The sequence below is a fragment of the Hongsoonwoonella zoysiae genome, from assembly GCF_013266695.1.
Lineage (GTDB): Bacteria > Pseudomonadota > Alphaproteobacteria > Rhizobiales > Stappiaceae > Hongsoonwoonella > Hongsoonwoonella zoysiae.
The window spans coordinates 155,431-171,625 of record NZ_JABRXF010000002.1 but is presented as its reverse complement, the minus strand read 5'-3'; the positions used below and the strand labels follow the sequence as shown (position 1 = coordinate 171,625).

14 protein-coding genes and 1 tRNA gene are annotated in these 16,195 nt (G+C 62.1%); 7 read left to right on the top strand and 8 right to left on the bottom strand.

The features are described from left to right. Positions 1–168: 168 nt before the first annotated feature. A complete protein-coding gene (locus tag HPQ64_RS12115; protein WP_172888769.1) occupies positions 169–2,373 on the bottom strand; it encodes a GumC family protein in 2,205 nt (734 codons plus the stop codon). A gap of 212 nt (positions 2,374–2,585) precedes the next feature. Between HPQ64_RS12115 and HPQ64_RS12110 the strand changes: the two genes are divergently transcribed. The 6 genes from HPQ64_RS12110 to HPQ64_RS12085 all read left to right on the top strand — a co-directional run bounded on the left by HPQ64_RS12110 (position 2,586) and on the right by HPQ64_RS12085 (position 8,560). Further along, on the top strand, positions 2,586–3,143 hold the full coding sequence (locus tag HPQ64_RS12110) for a polysaccharide biosynthesis/export family protein (RefSeq protein ID WP_172888768.1): 558 nt from the start codon (positions 2,586–2,588) through the stop codon (positions 3,141–3,143). 210 nt (positions 3,144–3,353) lie between these two features. Then, positions 3,354–4,598 carry a glycosyltransferase gene (locus HPQ64_RS12105; RefSeq protein WP_172888767.1) on the top strand — a complete coding sequence of 415 codons (1,245 nt, stop codon included), beginning with the start codon at positions 3,354–3,356 and terminating at the stop codon, positions 4,596–4,598. Positions 4,599–4,614: 16 nt separating this feature from the next. Further along, positions 4,615–6,177 (top strand): undecaprenyl-phosphate glucose phosphotransferase, encoded by a 1,563-nt coding sequence (locus HPQ64_RS12100; protein WP_172888766.1) that lies wholly within the window; start codon positions 4,615–4,617, stop codon positions 6,175–6,177. After that, the gene (locus HPQ64_RS12095; protein WP_172888765.1) at positions 6,174–7,439 is read left to right on the top strand and encodes an O-antigen ligase family protein; all 1,266 of its coding nucleotides are present in this window, start codon (positions 6,174–6,176) and stop codon (positions 7,437–7,439) included. Before HPQ64_RS12100 ends, HPQ64_RS12095 begins: the two co-directional genes overlap by 4 nt. A 175-nt stretch (positions 7,440–7,614) precedes the next feature. Further along, a tRNA-Pro gene (locus tag HPQ64_RS12090) sits at positions 7,615–7,691 on the top strand. 125 nt (positions 7,692–7,816) lie between these two features. Further along, on the top strand, positions 7,817–8,560 hold the full coding sequence (locus HPQ64_RS12085) for an SDR family NAD(P)-dependent oxidoreductase (protein ID WP_172888764.1): 744 nt from the start codon (positions 7,817–7,819) through the stop codon (positions 8,558–8,560). Positions 8,561–8,655: 95 nt separating this feature from the next. Here HPQ64_RS12085 and HPQ64_RS12080 read toward each other — a convergent pair whose 3' ends face one another. From HPQ64_RS12080 to HPQ64_RS12055, 6 genes are all read right to left on the bottom strand, one after another. Continuing rightward, a complete protein-coding gene (locus tag HPQ64_RS12080; protein ID WP_172888763.1) occupies positions 8,656–9,324 on the bottom strand; it encodes a MerR family transcriptional regulator in 669 nt (222 codons plus the stop codon). A gap of 82 nt (positions 9,325–9,406) precedes the next feature. Further along, a complete protein-coding gene (locus tag HPQ64_RS12075) occupies positions 9,407–9,724 on the bottom strand; it encodes an integration host factor subunit alpha (protein WP_172888762.1) in 318 nt (105 codons plus the stop codon). 151 nt (positions 9,725–9,875) lie between these two features. Beyond that, positions 9,876–10,853 carry a beta-ketoacyl-ACP synthase 3 gene (locus HPQ64_RS12070; protein WP_172888761.1) on the bottom strand — a complete coding sequence of 326 codons (978 nt, stop codon included), beginning with the start codon at positions 10,851–10,853 and terminating at the stop codon, positions 9,876–9,878. Further along, positions 10,850–11,905: a phosphate acyltransferase PlsX gene (gene plsX, locus HPQ64_RS12065; RefSeq protein ID WP_172888760.1), complete on the bottom strand. Its 1,056-nt coding sequence runs from the start codon at positions 11,903–11,905 to the stop codon at positions 10,850–10,852. Before plsX ends, HPQ64_RS12070 begins: the two co-directional genes overlap by 4 nt. Before the next feature lie 265 nt (positions 11,906–12,170). Continuing rightward, the gene (locus HPQ64_RS12060; protein ID WP_172888759.1) at positions 12,171–12,749 is read right to left on the bottom strand and encodes a DUF177 domain-containing protein; all 579 of its coding nucleotides are present in this window, start codon (positions 12,747–12,749) and stop codon (positions 12,171–12,173) included. Between the two features lie 11 nt (positions 12,750–12,760). After that, the gene (locus HPQ64_RS12055; RefSeq protein WP_172888758.1) at positions 12,761–13,303 is read right to left on the bottom strand and encodes a ubiquinol-cytochrome C chaperone family protein; all 543 of its coding nucleotides are present in this window, start codon (positions 13,301–13,303) and stop codon (positions 12,761–12,763) included. A gap of 96 nt (positions 13,304–13,399) precedes the next feature. On the opposite strand from HPQ64_RS12055, the gene HPQ64_RS12050 reads away from it, so the two are divergent. Beyond that, positions 13,400–13,837, top strand: coding sequence for an outer membrane protein assembly factor BamE (locus HPQ64_RS12050; RefSeq protein ID WP_172888757.1), 438 nt, complete (start codon positions 13,400–13,402; stop codon positions 13,835–13,837). Positions 13,838–13,925: 88 nt separating this feature from the next. Here HPQ64_RS12050 and HPQ64_RS12045 read toward each other — a convergent pair whose 3' ends face one another. Continuing rightward, the gene (locus HPQ64_RS12045) at positions 13,926–16,061 is read right to left on the bottom strand and encodes a sodium-translocating pyrophosphatase (RefSeq protein ID WP_172888756.1); all 2,136 of its coding nucleotides are present in this window, start codon (positions 16,059–16,061) and stop codon (positions 13,926–13,928) included. Between the last annotated feature and the right edge of the window lie 134 nt (positions 16,062–16,195).

The following is a 16,195-nucleotide window of genomic DNA, read 5'->3' as shown; positions in this document are numbered from 1 at the left end:
AGGCCATCAATTCGAGGATTTGCGAAAGAAAGCTTCCAGGCCAGGCAGGCCCTGTTCCTGTTGGAAGAAATTCCGCGCGCGCGACAAAACCATTCTTCTATCGGTGGCCTCGTTTCCCGCGTCACGACATCCTTCATGGCAACCGCCGAAGCGGAAACCGGGCGGGCTTCAAGCCGCCATGTCGGAGGACCGGCCTCGACCGACCGCCGTTTCAGGGTCCGCGCTTTCCACCGTCACGGGCGCGCCGGTGTGTTCCTCAAGCATGTTAAGCGCGGCTTCCAGCTCCGGCCCTGCCGGAGAGCCGCCCGTCGCCACCACCACCTTGTCGGCCAGCGACAGGATCTGCGCGCTTATGAGGCTGTCGTCGATGAGTCCAAGGTCGAAAAACACCTGGTCGTAGGTGTGGTCGATCGCTTCCAGGACGAGGTCGAATCGGCCGTTTGTCGTCAGGTCGTCGTCGATTGCGCGTTGTCCGGATTCGATCACATGCGCGCGCGATGCGGGATCGCGGTAAATGACCCCGGCAAAGGAAGCGCTGCCGTCCAGAAGCTCCGCAAAACCAGGAACGGCCTGAGGGTCGTCCATGTCCGGCCGCACCTCAAGGAATAGCGGAAGTTTGCCTTCCTCCGCCGCCTGCCGGGCGAGGCGGAAGGTCACCGCTTGCGCCACTTCTTCGCTGTCCACGCTCAAAACCGCGACGCGTTTGAAGTTCTCTCTCCTTTTCCCCCCGTCGGCAATCGAAGCCGCCGGCGCATTCGCATGCAGCGCGGGCGCGACGGTCACATTGTGGGCAATCGTCTTTTCTGGCTCTATCGGCAGGTCGCTTCCGGCGATCGCACCTCCCGGATTTGCCACCGCGATCGCCCCATGCGCCGTTTGCCCGTCAGGCAAAGCCGAGGAAGCCCGCGTGGCGGCGAATGCGGAACGATGCTCCCGCCCCGCTTCGTTGAATTCCGGCCCGCCGTAGGAAATCCGGCTCAACGCCGCGCCTGAGAGAAATTCGCGCATGATCACCCATGCCGTTCCCAGGATGAAGGCGGCAATCGCCACAAGGATCGTCATCGGCAGCGCCTTGGGCCAGTAAGGCTCAAGCGGCACGGAGGCGCGGGAAATGACGCGCGCGTCGGCCGCGAGGAATTCGGCATTGCGCCGCGTGTCGGCCTCCCGGAAACGCTGCATCATCTGGTCGAGTTGCGTGGATTTCGTCGCAGCCTCGCGTTCGAGTTCGCGCAGCCTGGCCTGGTTTTCCGCGGACTTCGCGGCCTTCCCCTTCAGTTGATCCAGTTCCGCGGACAGCGAGGCGACCCGGCTGTCGGCGATCTTCGCATCGTTTTCGAGCCCGATCATAATCTTGCGGGCTTCCCCGCGAACCTGGCGGTCGAAATCGGCAAGCTGGGAATTGAGCGCACGTATGCGGGGGTGGTTTGGCAAAAGCGTCGTGGAAAGCTCGGCGATCTGCGACTGGAGCGCCACCTGGCGCTCGCGCAGCCGCTGGATAAGCTGGGAATTGAGAACATCGCTCGCGGTTTCCAGCGACCCTCCGGAATTCAGGAGTTCGCGGATCAGCCTCGCCTTGGCTTCCGCTTCCGTGCGCGCCGCGCGCGCTTCGGAAAGCTGGGTGCTCAGTTCGCCAAGCTGCTGCTGGCTCAGCGTCTGGTTATCGGCTCCGAGCAGAAGGTCGTTGTTGGCGCGGAAGGTTTCCACGCGTTCCTGCGCGGCGGTGACATCCTCCCTCAGCCGCTTGATCTGCGGCTCAAGGGCGGCCGCGGCAAACTCCGTCGATTGCCTTTTGGCGGCCGCCTGCAGGTCGAGGTATTCTTCCACGATCGAATTGGAGACCTTCGCCGCAAGTTCCGGGGCTTGCGACGAGAATTCCACCGCGATGACGCGGGATCCCTCCACCCGGTAGACCTTCAGGTTGTCGTAGTAAACCTCGAGAACCCGCTCTTCCGGCGAGGCGAACCCCCGATCTCGCTTGATGCCGAGCATCGAGAGAACGCCGGAGATGAGCCCGCCGCTCTCGGCCTCGAATTCCGGGATGGCGGCGAGGTCGAGCCGCTTGGCGACACGGCGGGAAAGATCGCGCGATGTCAGAAGCTGAACCTGGCTTGCCACGCCCTCCTCGTCGAGAAGCGCACGCTCTTCCTCCACCCCCCGCCCCTCGCCGGGATAGACCGCTTCGGAGCCCTCGATCAGTATCTTGGAATCCGCCTTGTAATACGACGGCGCAAGTTGCAACCCCACGAAGGTGAGTGCCGCACATCCCACCGTCAGCGGCGCAAGCCACTTCAGCGACCGGCGCAATGCACCGAGCAGGGCTGGAAGATCGAGTTCCACCCGTTCGTCCGCCATGGATGGATGCGGCTGGTTCATTGCGGAAACTCCGATAACCTCTCGCCAACCATCATTACCGGTTATGGTAAGCGGAGAGTTAATGGCGCTCGCAAAACGACTGGCACGCCCAAGTTCAATGCGCAGGCTCAAGTGTCGTTTCGTAATCTTCGCAGTTCATATGAATGGGATTTATTCACTGCACGTTAACCATGCTCGTAAAAATACTGGGCGCGTTCGTTCAGGAGTCGATCATGGTTGCCCGTCTCATTCTCATAGCCGGTCTTGCGTTCGCGCTTACCGCCTGCAGCGGCTATCGCCAGCCGCCGACGGCATTCCATGAGGTCCTGACCCAGCCTTACCGGCTCGACTCCAGTGACGGACTGCGCATCATCGTTTTCGGCCAGGAAGACCTTTCCAACACCTATACGGTAGACCAGGCGGGCTATATCGCCATGCCCCTGATCGGCGATGTCCCGGCGCGCGGAATGACGGTCAAGGAACTGGCGAACGACATCGAAAAGCGGTTAAGAAACGGGTACTTGCGCGACCCTGACGTCTCTGTCGAAGTCGCTACCTACAGACCGATCTTCGTCATGGGCGAGGTTTCGAACTCCGGTCAGTACCCCTATGTCGCGGGCATGACCGTGCAGAACGCGGTGGCGACCGCCGGCGGTTTCACCGCCCGTGGCGAACAGGGCACGGTGGACGTCACCCGCCAGATCAACGGCGAGATCATTTCCGGGCGCGTCCCGATCACCGACCCGATCCGCCCCGGCGACACGATCCACGTACGCGAGCGCTTCTTCTGATTCCCCTTCCCTCCGGTTAACCGGAAACTCATTCCTCCCTGCTAGGACATCGTTGTTCGAGACGGCCAAAGAACGCCGTCCGGCTGAGATCGGCTCGCCGCCGGGCATTTGCGCCCGTCTGCAAGAAGGCCGGTCTCGTTCAGGGTATTCGGCTCAATCCACGTTCGTGCGAATGCGGGTTGGCCCGGACGTCAGACAGGGGAGCATGGGATGTCGCCCGCACCACTGCGGATCGTGCACATCGTAAGGGCACCGATCGGCGGTATCTTCCGCCATATTTCCGACCTGGCGCTTGCCCAGACGCGCGACGGCCATCACGTCGGCGTCGTTTGCGATGCTTCCAGCGGAGGCGCGTTCGAGGATCGCGCCATCGCCGATCTCGCACCGCGGCTTGCCCTTGGCGTCAGGCGTTTTGCGATGCGCCGGGCCGTGGGGCCGGGCGATCTTTTCGCCGCTTTCGGCATTTACCGGCAAATTCGGGAGTTGAAACCCGACATTCTGCACGGTCACGGGGCCAAGGGCGGCTTCTTTGCGCGCGCCGTCGGCACGATGTTTCGCCTTCGCGGCCACAAGGTCACGCGCATTTACTGCCCCCACGGCGGAAGCCTCCACTTCGATCCCACCCGGTGGGACGGGCGCATCTACTTCCTCCTAGAACGGCTTCAGCAGGTGGTGACCGACGGTATCGTCTTCGTCTCCGATTACGAAAACGCCGCCTATGAAGCCAAGGTCGCCACTCCGAAGGTGCCGGCCCGCGTTGTCTACAACGGCCTCGCCCCGCATGAATTCGCGCCCGTCGAAGTTGACGGGGATGCAGCGGACTTCCTGTTCATCGGCATGCTGCGCGACCTGAAAGGGCCGGATCTTTTCATCCGCGCCTTGCACAATCTCACGCTCGCCCATGGGCTCACGCCGACGGCGACGATTGCCGGCGAAGGTGAGGAGCGGGCGAAATACGAGCGTATGGTTGCGGATTTCGGGCTTGAGAGCCGCGTCCGCTTCGCCGGTTCCCTTCCTGCGCGGGAAGCGTTTCGCAAGGCACGTTGCGTCGTCGTTCCCTCGCGGGCGGAAGCTATGCCCTACATCGTGCTTGAAGCCGTTGCCGCCGAAATGCCGTTGATCGCGACCCGGGTCGGAGGCGTACCGGAGATTTTCGGGCGTTTCGCGGATCGTCTGGTGGAACCGGGCGATCCGGCCGCACTTACCGCCGCGATGGTCGCCGCCTGTGTGGAGCCGGAGAAAATGCGCCGTTTCGCGGTCACGCTGCGAAAGGGGCTGGCGGAAAGCTTCAACATCGACCTGATGAACGACCGCATCACCTCGCTCTACCTCGGCGTGCGCAACGGTTCGCCGGCCGGACTGCCGCCCGCCGGCGCCGGTAGCATTCCACACCTGACACCGTCCGAAATGCTCGCGCGCACCGGCGAGGCCCCTTCCAGCCGTCAATTCGACTGAACTCTCGGGAGCGAAGATGTTCGACAACGATGCTTCGGGAAATCTGGTCAAGAAGTTCGACCTGCACGAGGTCAGCACCGATCCACACTATCCGGAGGGCTTCAGGCAGGACGAGCTTGAAGACCATCGCCTGCCACCGCGCGCGGCCGAAATCGCCCGTACATTGCAAACGTCGACGATCTCTCCGTCCGTGCTCGGCGGGTCGTTGCGCCTGATCGACCTTGTAATCGTCGGCGGGCTTGGCCTTGCAACCCTTCATTCTGCCGTTCCGGGGCTCTCCTCGGTGGGATGGATGCACATCGTCCCGCTGATTGCGGCAATCGTGCTTTCGGCGGCCTTCTTCCAGGCGGCGGATTGCTACCAGATCCCGGTCATGCGCACGGTCTTGCCTCAAGTCGGGCGCACGCTGATCGCATGGTCGATGGTTTTCGCCGTGTTCCTCATCGCCGGTACGTTCTTGAAGCCGCTTCAGGCATTGCCGAATGCCTGGTTCGGGTTGTGGTATGCGTTCGCATTGATCGCATTGACGCTTTCACGCACGGTACTTTCCGTTTTCGTGCGCGGCTGGACGAAAAAGGGCCGGCTGGAACGCCGCGCGATCATCGTCGGCGGCGGAGAGGCGGCGGCCGACCTTATCCACGAGATCGAGGCCCAGTCGGACAACGACATCCGCATCTGCGGGATATTCGACGATCGGGGCGATGATCGTTCTCCTCCGCTCGTTGCCGGGTACCCGAAGCTCGGCACCATCAAGGATCTTGTGAACTTCGCCCGTATCGCGCGCATCGACATGCTCATCGTCACAATTCCGCTGCGCGCGGAAAAGCGTCTGGTGGAGTTTCTCCAGAAGCTCTGGGTGCTTCCCGTCGATATCCGCCTGTCGGCCCATACCGACAAGGTGCGCTTTCGCGAGCGCGCATCCTCCTTCATCGGCACGGTTCCCTTCGTCGACGTGGTTGAAAAGCCGATCGCCGATTGGGACGCGATTTCGAAGCGCGTATTCGACCTTCTTTTTTCCGCTCTTCTGCTGGCCGTCCTGTCCCCGGTCATGCTTGCGGTCGCGGCTGCCATCCGTCTTGACAGCAAGGGGCCGGTGCTTTTTCGCCAAAAGCGCTACGGCTTCAACAATGAAGTCATCAACGTCTTGAAATTCCGCTCCATGTACCAAGACATGGCGGACCCGGCGGCAAGGAAGGTCGTGACAAAAAACGATCCACGCGTCACCCCTGTCGGGCGCTTTATCCGCAAGACCTCGCTCGACGAGCTGCCGCAGCTCTTCAACGTGCTGCGGGGCGAGCTTTCGCTCGTCGGCCCGCGCCCGCATGCCGTCAACGCTCACACCAACGAGCGTCTTTGGGAACAGGTCGTCGACGGTTATTACGCCCGTCACAAGGTCCGCCCCGGCGTGACCGGCTGGGCGCAGATCAACGGCTGGCGTGGCGAGGTAGATACGCCCGAGAAGATCCAGAAGCGCGTGGAGTTCGACGTTTACTACATCGAGAACTGGTCGGTGCTGTTCGACCTATACATTCTGCTTCGCACCCCCTTCGCCCTGCTCAATACGGAAAACGCCTATTGAGCACGTTCAGCGCCCCGGCGCCCCCCTTCACACACACTTTTCGTTCTCCAGTCAGGCCCACGGCCGCCGGCCTGTCTCTGGCCTCCCTTTGGGTTGCGGTATTCCTCGGCGGCTTCGTGATCCGCGAGCCAGCCCCGTATGAGCTTTTCATGCTGGTGCTCGTCAGCGTCTGGGCCTTCTTCGGGCTCAAGCTTTCATCCGGCATCGGGCCGATGGTCGTCTGCTACCTGGTCTATATCGCCGGCGGCCTGCTTTCGGTCACGGTCGCGGGCAATATCGGCCAGGCGGCCATGTATATCGCCGTCAGCGGCTTTCTGGTGATCACCGCAATCTTCTACGCCGCCGTCGTGGCGGAGGACCCACGGCGCCTGAACGTTATCCGCAGCGCCTATGTGGCAAGCAGCGCCTTGGTCGGCGGCATCGGCATTCTGGGCTATTTCGGCCTCATTCCGGGAGCGGAGCTTTTCACACTTTACGACCGGGCGAAGGGAACCTTCGAGGACCCGAACGTCTTCGGGCCGTTCCTCGTGCTTCCGGCGGCCTTTCTCATTCGCGATATCCTCACCCGTCCCTTGCGGGAATGCCTTGGCGCGATTGCGCTTACAGCGCTTCTGGTGCTGGCGATCTTCCTGTCCTTCTCGCGCGCGGCATGGGGACTTCTCGCCTTTGCCGGGCTTGGCCTCTATCTTCTGGTCTTCATCGGGGAAAAAAGCATTTCACGGCGGGCGAGGCTCGTCGGCCTTGCGATCGCCGGCACCGCTTTCCTGATCGCGCTTCTCGCCGTTGCTCTGTCTTTCGACACGGTCTCGTCGCTGTTTGAAGAGCGTGCCCGGCTGGTGCAGGACTATGACGCCTCCCGCCTTGGCCGTTTCGCGCGTCACGCCGCCGGTTTTGAAATGATCATGGACAAGCCGCTTGGCCTTGGCGCGCTGGAGTTTCGCAACTTCTTCCCCGAGGACGAGCACAACTCCTACCTAAAGGCGTTTACGAGCTACGGCTGGCTCGGCGGCTTTTCGTACCTGATCCTGATGGTGTGGACACTTGCGCGCCTGTTTCCGTTGGTCTTCCAGACGCGCGAATGGCAACCTTTCGCGCAGTGCATTTTCGTCGTCTTTTTCGGCCATGCCTTGATTGCCGTCGTCATCGATACGGACCACTGGCGGCATATGTACATGCTGGTGGGCCTCGCCTGGGGCCTCATCGCGGCGGAATCCGACGTGCTGCGCCGTCTGCGCGCCAGAGCATGTCCCCCAAAAGTGTGAACCGGTTTTGGGACAAGGACATGCGAAATATTAAATACATAGAGCGCGTCCGGCGCGTCCGATTAAACGAGACGCGCTCTAACAGCTGTGGAAGGGAAAAAGAATATCCACCGCCGTTTCAAGGCCCCTTGCGCGCGCGTCATGAAGCGGATAGGTAGAGATCACCGTTTCCTGACGGGCAGTAGCGCAGCCTGGTAGCGCACTTCACTGGGGGTGAAGGGGTCGTCGGTTCAAATCCGGCCTGCCCGACCATTTCTCGAAAAAATCGTCATTCCTGCCTTCTCGCGTAAATACACGCGGGTTTTCCTTATTTCGTCTAAAATAGTCCTTGTTCCGGCTGCTCGTCCGAGAAACGGGCACGGCGCGGGGATAATGCGATGGCAAAGCGTTTTTCGGGCAAGGTGTCAATCGTAACGGGTGCCGGCAGCGGGATCGGGCTCGCCACCGCAGGGCGTCTTGCGGCGGAAGGCGCGGTCGTCGTCGCCGCCGTTTTCGACCGAAATCAGCTCTCATCCGTCGGCAGATTCGACGGTCAGCTGCTGGACGTGCGGAGCGAGGCCGATTGGGACCGCGTCCTGGCGCAAACCGAAACGGCGCACGGCGGACTTGATATTCTGGTTAACAACGCAGGCGTGCACCGCGTCGCCAGTGCGGAGGATACCACTCGCGAACTCTGGGATTTCATCAGCGAGACTAATCTCTACGGCACATTTTTGGGCTGCCGCAAGGCGATCCCCCTTCTCCGTCGGCGCGGCGGCGGCGTGATCGTCAACCTCGCCTCCTTCGCAGCAATTCGCGGCGTGCCCAGGCAAGTGGCCTACGCGACGTCCAAAGGCGGCATACTGGCGATGACGCTTGCGCTGGCCGTCGATCATGTCCATGAAAACATTCGGGTGAACTGCGTCTGTCCGGGCGCGACCGGCACGCCCATCATCGACGCTCTCGTTGCCACAAGCGATAACCCCGACCGGTTTCGCGCGGAGCTTGCGGCGCGCTCGCCCATGGGCGCAATGGCAACGCCCGAGGAAGTCGCCGCCACCATCGCGTTCCTTGTCAGTGACGACGCCTCGCATATCACCGGAATCGCGCTTCCCGTAGATGGCGGTCGAAGCGGCAGGTGATCCACCATTTAGATTTGGGTGCTTTTCAGGAGCTGTTTTAAAGGATTGCGGCGGGATTGTATGTGCGATGAACCGCCGCTTCAGCGTCGCCCCCCTTACCGCGCCTGATCGAGAATGCGCTTGCACTCCAGAAGTTCGAAAAGCGTGGCCTGCATGCGACGTATGTCGTCTTTTGAAAGCTGACCGCCGGCCTGAGGCTCGGAGCGTTCGCGCCAGAGACGGTCCATAAAGCGCAGGCCCCCGCGCTGGCCGCCTTCGTCATCGCCGACGAGGACATCGCGCGGCGCAGGTTCCTGGTCGTCTTCCCCACCCGGCTCGGCGGTGCGGGGCTCCCCGCTCTCATCCTCCGTTTCGCCGGCCCCGGCGGCCTGCCGTGCCCGCGGCGAACGGTAGGCACGGTCGTCGTCGGGCGCCTCGTAACGTCCGGCGCCTTCACCACCGCCCCCGCCTGCCGGCGCGACGGCTGCCACAGGCACCGCGATCGCGTCTTCACGCCAGATCTGCATGACGAACCGCGGCCCCTGTTCCTTCAGGATCCGTTGCACGCCCTTGATCGTGTAGCCTTCGTTGTAGAGAAGGTGGCGGATACCGCGCAGGAGCTCGACATCGTCAGGCCGGTAATACCGCCTGCCGCCGCCGCGCTTCAGCGGCTTGATCTGTGAAAATCGCGTTTCCCAGAACCGCAGGACATGCTGCGGCAGGTCGAGCGAATCCGCCACTTCGCTGATGGTACGGAATGCGTCGGGGCTTTTGTCCGTGCTCACCGGTAGATGTCAGCCTTGTGGGTCACCCTGTCGGGACGGTTTCAGGAAATGCCGGCTTTGCTTTCGCTGGACGAGCGAACGGTCAGTCCGCCACACCCACGTAGGACAAGGCCTCGTTGATGCGCTGTTTCAGCACGTTTGATGGTTTGAAAACCATGACCCGGCGCGGTGAAATCGGCACTTCTTCGCCGGTTTTCGGATTGCGCCCGATCCTTTCCCCCTTGGACCGGACGACGAAAGACCCGAATGAGGAAAGTTTCACCGCTTCGCCCGTCACCAGGCAATCCGCAATTTCCGACAGGACGCTTTCCACGAGTTCAGCGGATTCGGATCGCGATAGCCCCACCTTCTGGTAGACCGCTTCGCAGAGATCCGCGCGAGTAACCGTCTTACCGCCCATGGCCCCTCCTTGGCCAGGATCAAAGATCTGGCTTTTATATGACACAAGTCTTTGAAGTTGCGAATTACGGTATTGGTTCAGAGGGATACGGTCAACAGCTTCCAGCGGACGTTGTGCGAAAAATGGAAAAAACTCGCCTCCAGTGGCTCTTTTACCAGCGAAGCATCACCGATCCCCAGGTAAAGCCGCCTCCCATCGCCTCCAGAAGCACCGTCTGGCCCCGTTTGATGCGCCCGTCGCGCACCGCCGCGTCAAGCGCAAGCGGAATGGACGCGGCGGAGGTGTTTCCGTGCTCGTCGACCGTCACCACCACCTTTTCGGGCGCGATGCCGAGCTTCTTGGCGCTCGCGTCGATGATGCGCCGGTTCGCCTGGTGCGGCACGAACCAGTCGAGGTTATCCGCAGAAATGCCCGTATCGTCGAAAGCGTCCTCGATCACGTCGGTAATCATGGAGACCGCGTGCTTGAAGACCTCGCGCCCTTCCATCTTCAGCGTGCCGACGGTCTGCGTCGAGGAAGGGCCACCATCCACGTAAAGCTTTTCCTTGTGCCGCCCGTCGGAGCGCAGGTGCGACGATAGAATACCCCGGTCGAAAGCCGTCCCCTCGCCTTCCTGTCCTTCAAGCACGACAGCGCCTGCCCCGTCTCCGAAGAGCACGCAGGTCGTGCGGTCGTTCCAGTCGAGGATACGCGAGAAGGTCTCCGCGCCGATCACCAGCACCCGCCGGGCGAGGCCGCCGCGGATATAGGCGTCCGCGGTCGCCATGGCATAGACGAAGCCCGAACAGACCGCGTGAACGTCGAAGGCGAAACCCGCCGTGATGCCGAGCTTTGCCTGCACCGTGACGGAGGATGCGGGAAAGGTGTTGTCCGGCGTCGCGGTTGCAAGGATGATGAGGTCGATGCTTTCGGGCGCCACGCCCGCCGCTTCCAGCGCCCTTTTCGCCGCTTCTACCGCCAGGTCCGACGTCATCTCGCCCTCGGCCGCGATATGGCGGGCCTTGATGCCCGTTCGCTGGACGATCCATTCGTCCGACGTGTCGACCATCTTTGCCAAGTCTTCATTTGTGAGCCGTTTTGCGGGCAGGTAGCTTCCCGTGCCCAGAACCACCGATCGCGTTACCGTCACTTCACACCTTCCGTCGCGCCGGCAAAACGGCCGCGATGATAATGCACGAGATCCTGTGAGATCTTGTCCAGCAGTTTGTTACGCTGCATTTCATATGCAAGTTCGACGGCGGCGGCGAAGCCTTCGGCATCCGTCCCTCCGTGGCTCTTGATGACGATGCCGTTGAGGCCGAGGAACACGCCGCCGTTCACCTTGCGCGGGTCCATCCTGTCGCGCAGCCGGTCGAATGCGCTTTTCGCCAGTATATAACCCAGTTTCGCCAGAAATGTGCGCTTCATCGCGGAGCGAAGGTATTCGCCGATCTGCTTGGCTGTGCCTTCCGCCGTCTTGAGCGCGATGTTGCCGGCGAAGCCTTCGGTCACCACCACGTCGACTGTGCCCTTGCCGAGGTCGTCGCCTTCCACGAAGCCGGCATAATCGAGCGAAGGAAGCCCCGCATCGCGCAGGAGCCGCCCGGCCGTCCGCACTTCTTCGAGGCCTTTCACCTCTTCCACGCCGATGTTCAGGAGCCCGACGCTCGGCCTCTCGATGCTGAAGAGCGCACGTGCCATCGCGCCGCCGAGAATGGAGAAATCGATCAGCTGCTGGGCATCCGCGCCGATCGTCGCGCCCACGTCGAGGACGATGGATTCGCCACGCATCGTCGGCCAGATTGCGGCGATTGCCGGGCGCTCGATATTCGCCATCGTCCTGAGGCAGAATTTCGACATGGCCATCAGCGCGCCGGTGTTGCCGGCGGAAACGGCCACATGCGCCTCGCCGGTCTTCACCGCCTCCAGAGAGCGCCACATGCTGGATTTCCAGCGCCCCTGGCGCAGTGCCTGGCTCGGCTTTGCGTCCATGGCGACGGCAATGTCGCAATGGTGGAAGGTCGAAGCCGCCTTCAGTGCGGGATAACGCTCAAGGATCGGCAGGACGATCTTTTCGTTGCCATAAATGGCAAATCTTGCGTTCGGCCGCCGTTCCAGCGCGATTGCCGCTCCCGGAATGACGACATCGGCGCCATTGTCTCCACCCATGGCGTCGAGCGATATCGTAATGGTATCCGCCATATATCGTGTCTTGCCGTTCGGCCTTTCCTCTTCGCGCGCCACCGCGCGGGGCAGCCACTTTTCGGTGCTCCAGCGCCGATCGGCAGAGCGATCAAAACCAGCGCCCCGGGGTCCAACTGCCCTTACTTTTTCTTCAGTGCAGCTTGATTGATTCTCGCAGACTCGGGCAACGTCCTAAACTCCGGACGCCCGCGAAGGCGCACCGGGAAGCCGGAACATACCCGTTTCGCAAGCGGAGACAACCGGATTCTGTTCGCTCGAAATTCTAATCCGGCATGCCCGTCTTGTCCTTGAGCGCCTGCAGCGCGGCGAAGGGCGAAGGCGGCCGTTCGTCTTTCCCCTCGTCGCCTCCCGCCCGTGCCACGATCCCGTCGGGCGATCCCGCGCCACTGGCTCTCGGGAAGGGGTCGAGCATCAGCGCGAACTGTTCGCAGGCCACCGCGCCAAGGTCGATCGACCCGCCAATGATCGCCTCCGGCGGATCGTCCCTTTCGAAGTCGACGTCGATTTCGGCATCCTCCACGCGCGGGACTGCGCGCGCCGCTTCCTCCTCCGGCAGGAAGCGCACCTGAAATGTTTCGTCGATCTCCTGCGTCACCGGTTCAAGCGTGACGACACATTCCTGCACGGCCGTGGCCCGCAGTTGGCCTTTCACGGCCACTCCGGTTTTTCGCCATGGCCTCAGTTCCATTTCGACATCGAACGACGGCAGCTCCACAAGGCCGTATGCGGCGACCATAGCGGCGCTTTCTTCCTCGCTCAGGCGAATGCTGGCGGTTTCGGGCTTGTCGCCGATACGGGTGACGTCCCGCACACGCGAGACGGGAGGAGTAAATTCCGGCATGGTTCTTTTCTTTATGCGGTAAAGGCGGTCTCGTCGATCCAGGCGATATCGCCTGAAAGCAGGCTGTCGAGCGGTTGCTTTTTCAGGTTTTCCGTCGTCGCCCCCATATAAGCGGCAATCGCGCTTGCCGCCACCGGATCTCCGTCCTCGGGAAAGATGTTACGGTCGATCGCGCGCGTCAGCGCCTCATGGTCTCCCATCTCGATCGCCTCGGTGTAAACCCCCGCGCGCCCATAGAACATTTCGGCCATCTTCTTGATCTTCTTCGGCACGATCACGTCGCCCACGCCCAGTTCGCGCAAGTTCCGGTCCATATCCTTGAAGAAAAGGTCGAACACCTCCTGGGAAAAGGCGGCCGCTTTTTCCTCCTTTTCCTTGCCGAGACGATAGAAAACAAGGATCGCATGCAGCACGACAAGGTCGTAGCGCCCGTCGATCGTGTCCGGCACGCGCAAGACTTCGTAGAAATGCGGCCGGCGCGCCTGTTCCACGATCTTGTTGTAAACCTCATAGACCGATGGATTCTCGCGCTTGCGGAAAAATCCGAACACCATTTCACGCCTCACTCCGACCACAGTTGCCAAGTGGCCTATCGCAGGTTAGGGAGTTTGCCAAGAACGGCGAAGGCAGACGGCACAGGGTGATTACAGATGAAGTCATGGCTACGCGGCGCGGTTCTGGCAAGCGCGCTCGCTCTTCCTCTCGGCGGATGTTTTACCACGACACTGACTCATGGTCATGTCATCTCGCCGGATACGGTTCAGGACGTACAGATCGGCTCCAGCCGCGAGCAGGTCGAACTGGTGCTCGGTTCCCCGTCGACCACGTCGCGCCTTAACGGCGATGCCTATTATTACATTTCTCAGATCACGGAGACGACCGCCTTTCTGCCCCCGAAAGTGGTGGAGCAGCGCGTGGTCGCGGTTTATTTCGACGATGACGGCTTCGTGCGCGATGTCGGCTTCTACAGCCTGGAAGACGGCAAGGTCGTCGACATCCTGACCCGCAAGACGCGCACGGGCGGCGAGGATTACGGCTTCCTGACGCAGATCCTGAGGGGCGCTCAGAACCCGACGCTCGGCCTTTAATCCGCTCTGTCTGTAATCGGGACGGTTGAACCAACGAAAAACCCCTCGCGAGGATCTCGCGAGGGGTGTTTTTTCATCTTCCGTACGATCAGTGCGCCAGCACCGCGAGCAGCAGAAGCGCCACGATATTGGTGATCTTGATCATCGGGTTCACGGCGGGCCCCGCCGTATCCTTGTAAGGATCGCCGACGGTATCGCCGGTCACCGAGGCCTTGTGCGCTTCCGACCCCTTCTCGTGGCGCGTTCCGTCCTTGTCGACGAAACCGTCCTCGAAAGATTTCTTGGCGTTGTCCCAGGCGCCGCCGCCCGCCGTCATGGAAATGGCGACGAAGAGCCCGGTCACGATCACGCCGAGCAGCATCGCGCCAAGGGCGGCAAAGCCGTTGTCCTTGCCCGCAATCGCCGCGATGACGAAATAGACCACGATGGGCGAGAGCACCGGCAGGAGCGAGGGCACGATCATCTCGCGGATCGCCGCCTTGGTCAGCATGTCGACTGCCCGCCCGTAATCCGGCTTTTCGGTTCCCTCCATGATGCCGGGTTTTTCGCGGAACTGGCGGCGCACTTCCTGCACCACCGCGCTGCCCGCGCGCCCGACCGCCGTCATGGAAAGCCCGCCGAAGAGGTAGGGCAAAAGGCCGCCGAACAGGAGGCCGACGACGACATAGGGGTTCGACAGCGAGAAATCCACCTGGACGCCATCGAAGAAGCCGCCGGTTCCCGCCTGCTGTTCGGCGAAGAACTTGAGATCCGACGTATAGGCCGCGAAGAGAACCAGCGCTCCGAGGCCGGCGGAGCCGATGGCATAGCCCTTGGTCACCGCCTTGGTGGTGTTGCCCACCGCGTCGAGCGCATCCGTCGTGGAGCGCACCTCGTCGGGCAGGCCCGCCATTTCGGCGATGCCGCCTGCATTGTCCGTCACCGGACCGAATGCGTCGAGCGCAACCACCATGCCGGCGAGCGCCAGCATCGTCGTCACCGCGATGGCGATGCCGAAAAGACCCGCGATATTGAAGGAGAACAATATGCCCGCGATGATGATGATCGCCGGCAGCGCGGTTGCCTCCAGCGAGACGGCAAGCCCCTGGATCACGTTCGTGCCGTGGCCCGTCACCGAGGCTTGGGCGATGGAGCGCACCGGGCGGTAGTCCGTGCCGGTGTAATATTCCGTCACCCAGATGATGAGGCCGGTCACGACGAGCCCCACAAGGCCGCACAGGAACAGCCCAAATCCGGTGAAGCTGCCGGCAACGGCGCTGGAGTACTCGGTCCCCAGGCCGAGCCACAGCGCGATGACGGCGAACAGCGCCACCGCGGAGAGCACGGCGGTTGCCACGAAACCCTTGTAGAGAGCGCCCATGATCGAGTTGTTGGCGCCGAGCTTCACGAAGAACGTGCCGATGATCGAGGTCACCACGCAGGCCGCGCCGATGACGAGCGGAAGCAGCATCAGGTCGATCGCGGCCCCGCCGGTGAAGAAGATCGAGGCGAGCACCATGGTCGCGACCACGGTCACCGCATAGGTCTCGAACAGGTCGGCGGCCATGCCGGCGCAATCGCCGACGTTGTCGCCCACGTTGTCGGCGATTGTCGCCGGGTTGCGCGGATCGTCCTCGGGAATGCCGGCTTCCACCTTGCCCACAAGATCGCCGCCGACGTCCGCACCCTTGGTGAAGATGCCGCCGCCGAGACGCGCGAAGATCGAGATCAGCGAGGCGCCGAAGCCGAGCGCCACCAGCGCGTCGATCACCACGCGGTCGGTTGGCGCGTAGCCGGCGAATTGCGTGAGGATCATGAAGTAGACGGCAACGCCAAGAAGCGCGAGACCGGCAACAAGCATCCCCGTCACCGCGCCGGATTTGAAGGCGATCTCAAGGCCCGCGGCAAGAGACTGGCTCGCCGCTTGCGCGGTCCGCACGTTCGCGCGTACGGAGACGAGCATGCCGATGAAGCCCGCTGCGGCGGAAAGCACCGCGCCGATGGCGAAGCCGATTGCAACGGGGAGCCCCAGGAGAAACACACCGATGACGAAGATGACGACGCCGACGACGGCGATCGTCGAATATTGGCGGGTGAGGTACGCCTGCGCGCCTTCCTGAATGGCGCCGGCGATTTCCTGCATCCGTTCATTGCCTGCGTCCGACGCCATGACGGACCGGATGGCCCATATGCCGTAGGCGACGGACAACAACCCACATAATACGACTAATACGAGCTCTGTCATAAGCTCCCCCCTACAAGGATGATTCCGGACGGCGAATTGTTTTTGTCTTTGTCGCCGGTGCGGAAACGGTATCCGGCCTGCGTCAGCCGTCAAGCTGGACTTTCGAGTGGGAGGAACTAACGTTGGGAAACAGT

Excerpts from the sequence above, each read along its gene's own strand:
- HPQ64_RS12045 (WP_172888756.1), bottom strand. The coding sequence starts at position 16,061 with ATGACAGAGCTCGTATTAGTCGTATTATGTGGGTTGTTGTCCGTCGCC.
- HPQ64_RS12115 (WP_172888769.1), bottom strand. The coding sequence starts at position 2,373 with ATGAACCAGCCGCATCCATCCATGGCGGACGAACGGGTGGAACTCGAT.
- HPQ64_RS12075 (WP_172888762.1), bottom strand. The coding sequence starts at position 9,724 with ATGGGCGGTAAGACGGTTACTCGCGCGGATCTCTGCGAAGCGGTCTAC.
- HPQ64_RS12085 (WP_172888764.1), top strand. The coding sequence starts at position 7,817 with ATGGCAAAGCGTTTTTCGGGCAAGGTGTCAATCGTAACGGGTGCCGGC.
- HPQ64_RS12110 (WP_172888768.1), top strand. The coding sequence starts at position 2,586 with ATGGTTGCCCGTCTCATTCTCATAGCCGGTCTTGCGTTCGCGCTTACC.
- HPQ64_RS12105 (WP_172888767.1), top strand. The coding sequence starts at position 3,354 with ATGTCGCCCGCACCACTGCGGATCGTGCACATCGTAAGGGCACCGATC.
- HPQ64_RS12055 (WP_172888758.1), bottom strand. The coding sequence starts at position 13,303 with ATGGTGTTCGGATTTTTCCGCAAGCGCGAGAATCCATCGGTCTATGAG.
- HPQ64_RS12060 (WP_172888759.1), bottom strand. The coding sequence starts at position 12,749 with ATGCCGGAATTTACTCCTCCCGTCTCGCGTGTGCGGGACGTCACCCGT.
- HPQ64_RS12050 (WP_172888757.1), top strand. The coding sequence starts at position 13,400 with ATGAAGTCATGGCTACGCGGCGCGGTTCTGGCAAGCGCGCTCGCTCTT.
- HPQ64_RS12100 (WP_172888766.1), top strand. The coding sequence starts at position 4,615 with ATGTTCGACAACGATGCTTCGGGAAATCTGGTCAAGAAGTTCGACCTG.
- plsX (WP_172888760.1), bottom strand. The coding sequence starts at position 11,905 with ATGGCGGATACCATTACGATATCGCTCGACGCCATGGGTGGAGACAAT.